A 12,821-nucleotide genomic window follows, 5' to 3' on the forward strand; every position below is an offset into this window, starting at 1 on the left:
TCTCCTAACATTAAAAATGTACGTAATAACCTAATTGTAATTGTGTATCTGAGTTACCCACTTTATTACTACTTTGGTAACCCAGCTGTAATTTAAATAAATCATCGCCTAGTACAGACCAACCTGCGCCACTCGAAACAGATACATCTACTGTATCGTTAAGTGTTTGATAGCCAGTACTTATATCGAATAGCCATGAAGGGTTTGCGCCTAAATAAGGCGGCTCTAACGAACCCGTTGAGGCAAATGAGGTACCTAGTGCAAAGCGCCTAAATGGTTGAAGGTCAACTCTTAGAGGTCTTGTGTCTGTATTTATTAATGCATTTACACGTTCAAAGTCTTGCCATTGTGCACTAAAATAAGCGTTCCAAATTGGGCGATCTTTTAAAATGCTGTACTGGTAACGTGCATTATATTCTTGGCCATTAATGAGTGAGCTGCCATCGTCTCTTCGAGAAAAAGACATCGCTGCTGCTGATAGTTGTACGTTTTGTCTACCATCAATGTTGTAGTTAACATAAGCCGTGGCTTTATCTAGTTGAGCATAACTAAGTAGCGCTTCTGATTGGCGGTTTTCAACATTATATTCAAGCTTTAAACCTATCTGTGTACGCGAATCCCATTGATAACGAGAGTCTAAGCTAAGACCTTGGCGGCTAACTAAGCTGCCTTGGTGAGAATCTATTTTTGCATCAAAATACCAACGACCAAATGTCATTTTATCTTCTATCGCAAACAGTAATCCGTTGTTATCAAGATTTTGCTGATTACTTAAACTTAATTTCCATTGCCCATTAGCATAAGGAAAATAAACGTTTACATCGTACTGGCTACTGTTTAAACCAGCCTCTGGCGATAGGTTAATTTCAAGCGCCCTAAAGTAGGATGCACGTGCATTTCTAAGTAAGCTCAATTGTGATTCGTCAAGCTCACCAGTCAGTTCTTCATACCAACGCTGCATTGTTGCGTATGGCTGCTTTAGATAGAGTAGGGCGTTTAGTTCATCTAATTTGCTTAGTGAGCCTTCGGCTAATAGTTGTTTCGCTTTATTAAATTCGCCGTTGGTCATATAAAGTTGTAGTTTTTGCCATGGCTCTAATTTTTGTGCAGCCCTGCGCGCTAACCACCAGTTTGTTTGGGGCTCACCAATAGTGTCGGGGGCAAGTTCTTCCATTGTGTTTAATTGCATTAAATGAGGAACAGCCATCGCGCCCGCCCAGCGGAACATTAAGCCTCTGTATGCATATTTATCTTTAGGTAAGTGTTGCAGTAAATAGTGATTAAGTTCAGCAGCATTTGCATAATAACCAAGTTGCTTCATTACATCGGCTAAGTTAACCAGTGTTGTTAAATCGCTTGGATCTGCAATGGCTAATTTACGCAAATAAAAGTAAGCACTGTTATATGACTTTTCGTGAATAGATAAGCTTGCTAATAGCTGGGTCCACGCATAGGAAGGGTCGCTTTGAGAATAGCGAGCTAAAATGCGGCTGATCATCACGGTGTCGTGCATTTGCAGCGCTAACCAACCTTGTGCCAGCACAACATCAGAGTCATATTCACTTAATTTAGCGGCGCGGTTTAAAGTTGTATAAGCTGAATTTAAATCACTTTGGTTTTGATACCAATTTGAAAGAATTAACCAAGCAGGGTAGAGAGCTTTATTGTAGCGCTGCTTATCAAGTTCAGCATGAATACGTGCAACTGATTTAGCATCATTTACTTGTGTGCTTAATAATGCAATTTGAATCAATTGACGGTCAGTTTGCGACTCACTTTTCCATAAATAATCAAGAAGCTCCTGAGGCCGACCTTCAAAGCGCAGTTGTTGGTAGTGCAGCATGTCGCCTACGCTCAAAGGACTTATTTTTTGTAACTTTTCTAATGCATATAGCTCATGAGCTTTGTCCTTAACTCGCATTGCCATGTCAACATTGGCGCTCCAAAACTCATCGTCAGAACTTTCATGTTTGTTTTTTAGTACTTGCAGAGCTGTAGAAAAGTCATCTTCTAGCCAAAATGCGCGGGCAATCCAAAGTAAATCTTCTTCATTTTTAGGCCCTTTATATGTAGGCCACAAAGCTCTTAATGCTTTTAAATTACCAGTATCGTGAAGTACTTTTGCTTTCCAATATTGTGATAATGCACTTTTACCATTTATTTGCTCAAAGCGTTCAATATTATTTAATTCTTGCTTTGTGTTACCAATAAATTCGTTAGCTTGCATCCAATTAGCAAAGCCATTACCTTTTAGATTTCTATTTTGGGCTTTATATTCGTATATATCATTAGCGTCTTGGTATAAATATAAAGCGGTGGCATCGTTAATACTATCGGTAAGCATCGCAGGAGTTACAGCTTTGTTAGACATTAGCCATTTAAACTCTCGAAGTGCTTCTTTAGGCTTGTTTTGCCAGCGCTTTATCTTCCAATTTAATAAATGTAGCTCTTTGTCAGCTGGGCTTTGTAGTAATAACTTTGCGAGTAATTGCTCTGCCCCTTTTGCATTTGCATTTGCTAAACGCAGGTGCATCGCTTGTGTTAAGTACTCTGTGTTATTTGGCTCAACTTTTAATAAACTTTCAATGGCTTGAGCCGCATCTTCTGTATTGCCTGCTAAGTTAGCCAAATAAAGTGTGCGTTTAATATTGGCTTTGTCACCATAGGTTTTCCACCATGCATAAGCTTGTATCGGGTTATTTGCACCAAGTGCAGTTTCAATCGCTTTAGCTGCAATATCAGCATTTATATTTGTTTTATAAATAGCGAATGCTTTGTCTGGTTCGCCTGCGCTTAACCAGTAATCGGCTGCAAGGAGAGGCTGTTTATTTTTTTGATAGTACTGAGCAACTTTTGCATTTAACCCAACTGCTTTTGCAATAGTTAATATTTGTTCGTTCCAGTTTTTATGAGCACCAATTTTTAAAGATAACTCTTCAAAGCGGTCGTCAACTTTAGCACCGCTTGCTAGCCATAATGAGTAGAGCAGCTTTATTTCAAGTGTTGCTTTGCGCTCACCTCTAGGTAGCTTTTCAAGCTCGTTAGTAGCTTGTGAATACTCACTAAGCCCTATATGTAGCTCAACTAATTTTGCGCGTAGCTTTTCGTTGTCGGGCTCTGTATTGAGCGCTGCATTAAGGTAAGACTTCTCAAAGGTATAGTCTTGTGAAAGTGCATCATCTTCAAAAAATAAGGTATGTGGAAATAATGCATAAAGTGCAAAACAACTTACGGCTAATATCGCTAATATTGTTTTTACTGAAATTAACTGAGGGCGCTTTGTAGTATTCATTATAGTGCGGCTCCGTCGCAGTTAAGGTAACCATAAAAATCACCTGCAGGTATTTTGAAATGTGTTAATTTACCTCGGTTAATACCTTTAAAGTGCTCACCCAAACCAGATACAAACTCACAAGAGCGTGCATTCATTAAATCAAGCGAAGCAGGTACCCACGCTTTAAAGCTAACAGGCCCGTTAACTTGCCAGCTATTAACAACCACATTTGCAGATGCTAAATAAGGTTTTTTACTATTTTGGCTATGATCAAAGCTAAGGCGAGCTATGTTATTTATAATATGTATGTAGTCACCTTTTTCAGTTACACCAGATACACCTTCACTTTGAGCTATGTTTGGCACATCAAAATCGGTAGGTATTCGCAAAGTATGAATGTACTTTGAGCTAAATAACCATTCATTATTACTGTTTTTTGCAAGTGCAGAAAAGTAAAAATCCTTTGCTACTTTTGCATAATGGCTTAAATGCACAGGTGTATTTGGTCTTGCTAAAACATAATCTATGTTGTGTTTAAGAGCGTCTAGTCCCGCAAGAACTTCACCTGAATAAAAGTGATAATAAATAGTGTAAGGTTTTAACCTATATGGCTTTTCTGTAATTTCGAAAGTTTCAGTTAAGCGTCTAAAGCCATAATAAGGGCCATGCCATAAGTTAGTGTAAACATTTTCATTTAATATGGGGGCATAAATTTGATACAGCAAATCTCTTTCAGGGCGGCCAATAGGTGATATATGTGTAAGGCTAGGGTTATCGGAATTTACATCAGTGTTGCCGCCATTTACGTTTAGCACACCAGCATCACGAGCCAGTTCAAGCGCTTTAGGACCAGGAGTTGCATCGCCTGACCATAACATCATCACTGTTTTTTTATTTTTAGGTGTGAGTTTTTCATCAATATATTTTATCGAATCTGTAATTTCTTTTTTAAGGCTGATGGTGTTGTAGCCAGGTACATCTAGATGAAAACCGTAATCAGTGTCGTCTTCATCTATTTTTTTTCGCCCAGATAGAGCAGTCCAAAAATAGGGGTGGCTATAAGTATGCGAAGCAACTTCTACGTAAGGTAGGTTAAAAATACTACGTGCAATGCCTTCAAGTTTGGCACTTTGTTTAGAGTGAATACCGCCTTCTTCAATGTCAGCTTGGATCACTGAGGACGTTAACGGTAGTTTGTAGTGTTTAATTATTTCATCTCGAATTACTTCTGCTGAATAAGGCCTACCCGCATAGTGGGCAACACTTGTAAATCCATCTCCATCTATATGCAGCGTAAGCATTCGCCTGCCGCTTTCGGTGGTTGTATCTGGCACTAATATAGGTGGTAGTTCCATAGCCTGAGTTAGTAATGTACGTGGATCAATAACCCATTTGCTGCCTTCCATCGGAAATGTATCAATTAGCCAAGGAGCAACCACGACTGCACCATATTTAGTTTTAGCCGCTTGTACAATTATCGTGTTATCAGCTGATTTTATTGTAATTAAAGGAGTCGCATTAGTTGCTAATTTTAGTAAATATGGTTTAACGATAGGGGGAGGTGTTGTGGATTCTCCTTTGAGCCAAGGTGCAAAGCTATCTTGTTTATATGGACCTTCAGGTAGTGTGTTTAACGACTCAATACCCATGTTAAATAGTAATTTAGTTGACTGTGGTAACTCGCCTAAAATAAGTTCTGGCACAACACCTAAATTAGCTTCAAGCCAATTGGTAAGTGTTGGGGTGTAAAATGCATCGCTTGAGGTCCACGAAATAATACCGGCATGTAAGCTAGGGTCAACCAAAGGTAAGTCGCGTTTTGCCATATCTATGTAATCAGGTATGTACCCCAAATACTCAATCATGGTCGCAAGCTTTAAGTGTACGGTAGTGTATATGAGTGGTTTTACGTTACTGTTATAAGGGATTAAAATGCGCCTAGGGATCGGCGTAATTGATGATGTGCCCCACGTTTGCAAGTGACCGTCGGTCACCCACGGATTGAAACCTGCGTCTATAATATTTTGTGCCATAGTAAGGCGATTACCGGGCTTTGCATAATCAATAACTTGGACGTTGAGGCCTAAACTTTGTGCTGTTTTTAATTGTGCGCTTAGCCAATCTTGGTCGTTTTTGTTGGTCACTTTATAGCTATTGTCGGTTGGATTGAAGTGGCTATACAAACCCTCAGCAACTAAGTCACTTGCTAAATTAGCGAGTTTAGGCAATAACTCAAATCCCCGATTGAGGATAAGGAGCTTATCAAAAGTCTCAGATAGTGAGCTTATTATGGTGACTAACCCAGCTTGTTGATCGGGTTTACTGTGTGTAGCATCTAATAGCTGATAGCTGTCTAGGGTATCTAAAAATAAGCCGCTAAAGCCGCGTGCTTTTAATGCCACAGCGCTACTTTTAATATGTTGTTGCCAATGTGCTGATGCCAAATCGGCAATATGGCTATTCCAGTTAGGGTTAACTGCGAGTGAAGACTTACTTTCAATAAACGACTCACCAACACTTAAATAAGCATAGACAGCAATATTACGCTGTTTAAACCAATTAAGTTCGTGCTCAGTGACTAATTCGGGCTGAACTACAACGCGAGAATAAAAGGTCATTTCGGCTAATGGCATCGGCGCTGAGTAGTAAAATGCAATACTATTATTCACAGGCTTTGCAAATACTTGACTAGAAATTAAAAGCACTAGGTATAAAAAATATTTCATTAGTAATTCATTTCAATTAATTTATAACTGTGGCTCAAAGTAATACGTTCCAATTTATCTAGCTATTTGGTATTAGTAATATAGGGTTATTATATGTTAATGGAAGATTAATTTCTACATGTTAATTCAACCATATAATCAAGGGGTATAATAACATGCTGGTTTGATTAACTCACCACAATAAAACCCATTGGTTTGCCACTCGAGTTATTAAGAGCAACCTACAAACCTATACTTAGAAAAACGATAAAAGAATGTATTAATATGTTACTTATAATAAGAGCTTAGTTTTTTATTACTCACCATCAAGCAGCTCTTTTACATTTTAAGTAACCATAGAATTGACCTTTTGGCAGACTAAACTGTGTGATATCAGCATTTGATTTACCTTTAAAGCGCTTTCCATCATTAGAAACAAACTCACAAGAACGGCCATTAACTAAATCAATTTTAGCAGGCACCCATGCTTTAAAACTGACAGCTCCATTCACTTGCCAATTATCCATGGAGACATTAGCTGAAGCTAAATACGGTACATTGTTTTCTTGGCTGTGATCAAAGCTAAGCTTTGCTAAATCATCAGTTATATGAATGTAATCACCCTTTTGAGTGACGCCGGATATTCCTGAACTTTGAGCTACATTAGGAACATCAAAATCATTGGGAATACGTAATGTTCGAATGCTTTGAGAGCTAAAAACCCATTCGTTATTGCTATTTTTAGCAAGAGCTGAAAAATAAAAGTCTTTAGCTATTTTTGCATACTGGCTTAAATGTACTGGCGTATTCGGTCTTGCAAGTACGTAGTCTATATTATATTTCAGGGCATCAAGTCCAGCAGGTAGTTCACCAGAATAAAAATGAAAGTAAATACTATAGGGTTTTAATCTGTATGGTTTTTCTGTAATTTCAAATGTTTCGATTAGGCGCTTAAAACCATAATAAGGTCCATGCCACAAGTTGGTGTATACGTTCTCGTTAATAATGGGTGCATAAATTTGGTATAACAAGTCACCTTCAGATCGTCCAATTGGCGATACATTTGTAAGTGTTGGGTTATCAGCTTTTACTGAAGTATTACCACCATTCACGTTGAGCACGCCAGCTTTTCTTGCTATGGCTAAAGCCTTTGGTCCTGGAACTGCATCGCCTGACCATAGAATTAATACTGTTTTTTTATTCTTTGGCGTCAGTCGTTCATTAATATATTGAATTGACCCTGAAATTTCTTTTTCTAAATCGACAGAGAGATACCCAGGAATATTTAAATTAAGTCCGTATTTCGTATCATCTTCATCTATGTTTTGTATTCCTGATAGCACTTTCCAAAAGTAAGGGTGGCTATATGTGTGCGATGCAACCTCTACATAAGGTAGTTCAAATATATCTCTTGCAACTTGCTCAAGTTCTTTACTTTGTTTTGAATGTAAGCCGTTAGGCTCTATATCTGCTTGTATTATGGAGGAGGTTAATGGCAATTTGTACCTTTTTATTACCTCATCTCGAATTACTTCTGAGTTGTATGGCTTACCTTTGAAGTGCGCAATGCTACTAAATCCATCGCCATCTATATGCAAAGTTAACATACGCCTTCCGCTTAGAGTCGTTGTATCAGGAGCTAATATTGTGGGTAAATTTAGTACTTTCTTTAACAATTTCTTAGGGTCGATCACCCATTTACTGCCTTCCAGTGGTAAATTATCAATTAGCCAAGGGGCTACTATTATGCCACCCAGTTTAGTCTTACTTCCTTGCGCTAGTGTTCTGCCGTTTGCTGAAGTAATGCTAATTAACGCTGTGGCGTCTGAGGTTAATTTAAGGAAGTTTGGTCGGATTATTACAGGCGCTTTTGTAGTTTCACCTTTTAGCCAATCGGCAAAGTATTCAACTTTATAAGGTCCAGCTTGCGCAACATTTATATTTTCTACGCCTAAACTAGCTAGTAATTTATTTGATTGAGGTAATTCCCCTAATATTAGTTCCGGTACTATTTCTAAACCTTCTTCTAGCCATTTAATAATCTCAGTACTATAAAATATATTACTAGTAGTCCAAGAAATAATGCCGGCATGTAAACTCGGATCTATTCTAGGTAACCTTTCTTTAGCGATGTCTACATAATCAGGAATATACCCTAAGTATTCTATGATTGTAGCAAGCTTTGAATGAACAGATTTTTTAACTAATGGTGAAATATCGCTATTATAAGGAATTAATATTCGCCTAGGCACCGGTTTTATTGATGATGTACCCCATGTTTGCAAGTGGCCATCTGTCACCCATGGATTAAAACCTGCGTCTATAATCTTTTGTGCCATAGCGAGGCGGTTATCGGGCTTTGCATAATCAATAATTTGGACGTTGAGGCCTAAGTTTTGTGCTTTTTTTAATTGTGCGCTTAGCCAATTTTGGTCGTTTTTGTTAGTCAGTGTATAGCTACTGTCGTTAGGGTTGAAGTGGCTATACAAACCCTCAGCAACTAAGTCGTTGGCTAAATTAGCGAGTTTAGGCAATAGCTCAAAGCCCCGGTTGAGGATAAGGTGCTTATCAAAAGTCTCAGAGAGTGAACTTATTATGGTGACTAACCCAGTTTGTTGATCTGGTTTACCGTGTTTAGCATCTAATAGCTGATAGCTATCTAGGGTATCTAAAAATAAGCCATTAAAGCCGCGTGCTTTTAATGCCGCAGCGCTACTTTTAATATGTTGTTGCCAATGTGCTGATGCTAAATCGGCAATATGACTATCCCAGTTGGGGTTTATACTAAGTGATGACTTATTTTTATTAAAGGACTCGCCAACACTTAAATAAGCATAAACAGCAATATTACGTTGTTTAAACCAATTAAGTTCGTGCTCAGTGACGTGTTCGGGCTGAACTACAACGCGAGAATAAAAAGTCATTTCGGCTAGAGGCATCGGGTACGAATAGTAAAATGCAATACTATTATTTACAGGCTTTGCAAATACTTGACTAGAGATTAAAAGCACGAGGTATAAAATATATTTCATTAGTAATTCATTTTTATTAATTCATAACAGTGGCTCAAAACAATATGTTTTAATCTATCTGGTTATTTGGTCTTAGGAAGATAGGATTATTATATGTTAATAAAAAATTAATCTCTACATATTGATTTTACCTTGTCGTCAATATTTATACTCACTTGCTAAATACTCTAACTTGCTACAAATAAAACTAATTAACCTAAAATACAGGCAGTAAACCTACATGAATACTATTCTATAGATAGTGTTTTAAATAACGGACAAATGTTGGGTAAATTATTTTTTGATTAAGACTAAGGTCTCTGTGCTATTGGTGTCTAAAAGGTCGAGTTGGGACTATAATGTGGCTAAGCTGACCTCTTACAAACTTGGTCCTACCTGTTTTTATTTATGCTTTTCTTATATAAGTTAAAAGCGATATAAATGAGTGAAGTTATTTTTGGGCAAATAAGTAAAACTGCAAACTATATTGTTTTTGCTAGGTTTTAGTTGTTGCTGCATCTACGTCTTTATTTACCCGGAGAAAAAATGAGTAATTTAAGCTTAAAAAACAAACTGTTGTTATTAGCTATATTGCCCTTAATGCTACTTTTGATTAGCTTGATGCTGAGCTCTTATTATTTAGAGAACAAGAATCAGCAACAAAACTTTGATTCATTTCAAACTAAGCTAATTCGTGACAAACAAACGCTATTGGGCACTGAAGTAGAGATTGCAAGCAAAATTGTTCTCTATCAATTGGCAAATGGCTCTGAGCAGGATGCTAAAAATGCTTTAAGAGACTTAACGTTTGGTCAAGGTGGTTACTTTTTTATATACGACACAAATGGCGTTAGTGTTTTTCATGCATTATTAGGTGATGCTATTGAAGGACAAAATAAAATAGGGATGACTGACCCTAACGGTAAAAAAATAATAGTGGGCTTATTAGATCAAGCCCGAAAAGGCGGCGGTGCTTTTAATTATCATTTTCAAAAACCAAATACCACAGGCTTAGTTGAAAAAATGGGCTATGCAGCAATGATCCCAGGTACAAACTGGATGATTGGTACTGGCGCATATATGGATGATATAGACGCAGAACTACTTAAATATCAAACAGCAATGCAAGAGCACATGAATGATAAGGTAGTGACCTTATTGCTAATTGCTTTATTTTGGGTTGTGTTAACTATTATATGTGCGTTAGTTGCCGCAAATACAATGGTAAAACCAATACAGCGTATGGCGCAAAGCCTTGACGACATTGCTAAAGGTGAGGGCGATTTAACCAAACGTTTAGACATTGATACTAACGATGAAATAGGCCAACTTGGCGAAGCATTTAATATGTTTGTAAGTAAGCTACATGGCATTATTGCCAATGTGGTTGATGTAACACACGATGTAAAAACAGCCTCTAGTGATATAAATACACAAACACGATTAATTGAAGACAAACTACTTAATCACAATCATGAAACAGACCTTGTTGCGACGGCTATTACCGAAATGTCGGCTACTTCTCATGAGGTGGCTCAAAATACGAATCAAGTGGCAGAGTCAACCCAAGCGGCAACGCAAGAAGTTGCTAAAGCTCAAGAGTGTGTTGATATTTCACTCAGTGAGGTGTCTAACCTAATGGGCGAGATAAACCTAGCCGCAGAACAAGTTGATTCACTCAGTGATCAATCTAAAAAGATTAATAGTGTACTAAGCGTAATTGGTGGAATTGCCGAGCAAACAAATTTACTTGCACTTAATGCTGCAATAGAAGCTGCACGAGCAGGTGAGCAAGGGCGAGGGTTTGCTGTTGTTGCTGATGAGGTAAGAAGCTTAGCAAGTCGTACTCAAGTTAGCACATTAGAGATTAGTGAAATGTTGAGTGAGTTACATAATTTAGTATCGGATGCTGTAGCCGCAATGCAAGCGAGTCAGAATAGTTGTAATCGCTCAGTAGAATCGTCTCGTGCTATTTCAGAAAGTTTAGGTGCGGTAACAACCTCAGTTAGATCAATTAACGACATGAGTACGCAAATTGCGACAGCGGCGCTGGAGCAAAGTAGCGTTACAGAAGAAATAAACCGTAATGTATTTGCCATTCAAGAAATCGTTAATGAACTAACTATTTCAAGCAAAACTACCTCTTCGGTAGGCCAGCATTTAGCTGCGCGTGGTGAAAACTTAGGCCAGCTTGTTGGCCAGTTTAAAATTTAACAAAGTTTAAAGCTTTACAGTAAAAGCCGCTAATAGCGGCTTTATTTTTGTGGCTTAGTTTTAGCTGCTTAGTTTTTATAAAAATTATTGAATTTTTTGTATGTGTTAAGGTCTATCAGCATGCAAATATACCTATACAGTGGAATAACCATGCAAAACATGCCATCAATTAAACGTTGTACTCGAGAAGAGTTAGCGCCAGAGCAAGACTTGGGGCGTTTAGTGTCTTTTTTACGCTCGAGATTAGCCATTCATGTTGATGCCAAGTTACTCCCTATGGACTTAACCTCAGCGCAATATATTGTGGTAGTACTACTTGCGAGAGAGTCGGTTAATACGCTTGCAGGACTTTGCGAGTATATGGTTTATGATCGTGGCGCTATGAGCCGCTTACTAAACCGACTTGAAGAAAAAGGACTCATTATTAAAACGCAATGTGAGCTTGATAAGCGCTCAACTATTTTGTGTTTAAGTGAAAAAGGTAAAGCTCTTTGTCCTGAAATTATGCCTGTAGTAAACGAAGTCTATGCTCAAGCATTAAATGGTTTTTCAGAGCCAGAAAAAAATCAAATAATAGACTTACTATTTAAAGCTATAAATAATCTAGATACATTACCCGAAATTCCCCCCCCCACAAATAGATTATCAATAAAATAGCGATACTGTTTCAACAGAAAGTTAGCGTGCTAATTAGTTGATCTGATTGTGCGTAGAATCTAACTTTGATAATATAGTTGCCTAGGCAATTAAAGTTATCATCTTGTTAGGTTTGTTATGATTGAAAATAATTTGTTAGTACAATTACAGCAGCAATATCCAGAACATACTTTTATGCAACATCACTTAAGTGTTGTCCATAAGGGACGTTTTGCTAACGCGATTGTGTATCGATATAAAGATAATGAATTTGATTTAATTGTTAAAGATTTTAGCCAAAGCCCGTTATTTATCCGCAAAACATTTGCGCGACTATCTGTAAACCAAGAATATAAAGGATTGAGCCGTTTAGCTGAGCTTGATGCAGTCGCTAACCGCTTTTGTAGACTATCGCCGATAGCCGTAGCTTATAACTATATTGAAGGCACACCACTGCGCGCTTTAATTCATGAAGATAAAACGCTACCAGTAAGCTTTTTTAGCGAGCTTGAGCGTCAAGTAGCAAAAATGCATCGTAAAGGCATCGTGCATTTAGACTTGCGTAATATGGGTAACATTTTATGTGGCGCAGACGGTAAACCTTATTTTATTGATTTTCAGTCCACTATTAGCTTTTCACGTTTTCCGCGCTGGTTGCAACGCTTTATGCGAGGGTCTGACATGTCAGGTGTATATAAAGCATGGAATAAATTGGGTGAGCAACCTCTGCCACAAAAAAAGCAAGACTATTTAGAGCGCTTTAATCACGTGCGTAAACGCTGGATTTTTAAAGGTTACCCAATGCAGCGTGGCTATGCGTGGGGCGCTGCACTTATTACTCAATTTGTAGATTCTGACTTAGTACGAAATATTACTGATAGACTTTAATTTAAAGCATAAACCGTAATTTAAAAACACCTAATTCATTGTGTGATTTTGCCCATATTAGCCTAGCTAATATGGGATTTTTTTTATTATAAG

General features: G+C 37.8%; 6 protein-coding genes. 3 read left to right on the top strand and 3 right to left on the bottom strand.

The window, feature by feature from the left end:
• Positions 1–10 precede the first annotated feature (10 nt).
• The 3 genes from I6F47_RS12720 to I6F47_RS12730 all read right to left on the bottom strand — a co-directional run bounded on the left by I6F47_RS12720 (position 11) and on the right by I6F47_RS12730 (position 9,011).
• Positions 11–3,292, bottom strand: a complete 3,282-nt coding sequence (locus tag I6F47_RS12720) for a tetratricopeptide repeat protein (protein WP_197117786.1) — start codon at positions 3,290–3,292, stop codon at positions 11–13.
• The gene (locus I6F47_RS12725; RefSeq protein ID WP_197117788.1) at positions 3,292–6,000 is read right to left on the bottom strand and encodes an endo alpha-1,4 polygalactosaminidase; all 2,709 of its coding nucleotides are present in this window, start codon (positions 5,998–6,000) and stop codon (positions 3,292–3,294) included. Before I6F47_RS12725 ends, I6F47_RS12720 begins: the two co-directional genes overlap by 1 nt.
• Before the next feature lie 305 nt (positions 6,001–6,305).
• Positions 6,306–9,011, bottom strand: coding sequence for an endo alpha-1,4 polygalactosaminidase (locus tag I6F47_RS12730; protein WP_197183968.1), 2,706 nt, complete (start codon positions 9,009–9,011; stop codon positions 6,306–6,308).
• 525 nt (positions 9,012–9,536) lie between these two features.
• On the opposite strand from I6F47_RS12730, the gene I6F47_RS12735 reads away from it, so the two are divergent.
• The 3 genes from I6F47_RS12735 (at position 9,537) to I6F47_RS12745 (ending at position 12,728) form a co-directional block, all read left to right on the top strand.
• Positions 9,537–11,204, top strand: coding sequence for a methyl-accepting chemotaxis protein (locus I6F47_RS12735; protein WP_197183969.1), 1,668 nt, complete (start codon positions 9,537–9,539; stop codon positions 11,202–11,204).
• 120 nt (positions 11,205–11,324) lie between these two features.
• A complete protein-coding gene (locus tag I6F47_RS12740; RefSeq protein WP_231609222.1) occupies positions 11,325–11,861 on the top strand; it encodes a MarR family winged helix-turn-helix transcriptional regulator in 537 nt (178 codons plus the stop codon).
• A gap of 117 nt (positions 11,862–11,978) precedes the next feature.
• Positions 11,979–12,728: a serine/threonine protein kinase gene (locus tag I6F47_RS12745; protein WP_197183970.1), complete on the top strand. Its 750-nt coding sequence runs from the start codon at positions 11,979–11,981 to the stop codon at positions 12,726–12,728.
• Positions 12,729–12,821: the final 93 nt, after the last annotated feature.

This window comes from Pseudoalteromonas sp. NZS37 (assembly GCF_015864265.1).
GTDB lineage: Bacteria > Pseudomonadota > Gammaproteobacteria > Enterobacterales > Alteromonadaceae > Pseudoalteromonas > Pseudoalteromonas arctica.

Bases quoted from the DNA above. Each gene is read 5' to 3' on its own strand.
- I6F47_RS12720 (WP_197117786.1), bottom strand. From the start codon at position 3,292: ATGAATACTACAAAGCGCCCTCAGTTAATTTCAGTAAAAACAATATTA.
- I6F47_RS12725 (WP_197117788.1), bottom strand. From the start codon at position 6,000: ATGAAATATTTTTTATACCTAGTGCTTTTAATTTCTAGTCAAGTATTT.
- I6F47_RS12730 (WP_197183968.1), bottom strand. From the start codon at position 9,011: ATGAAATATATTTTATACCTCGTGCTTTTAATCTCTAGTCAAGTATTT.
- I6F47_RS12735 (WP_197183969.1), top strand. From the start codon at position 9,537: ATGAGTAATTTAAGCTTAAAAAACAAACTGTTGTTATTAGCTATATTG.
- I6F47_RS12740 (WP_231609222.1), top strand. From the start codon at position 11,325: ATGCAAATATACCTATACAGTGGAATAACCATGCAAAACATGCCATCA.
- I6F47_RS12745 (WP_197183970.1), top strand. From the start codon at position 11,979: ATGATTGAAAATAATTTGTTAGTACAATTACAGCAGCAATATCCAGAA.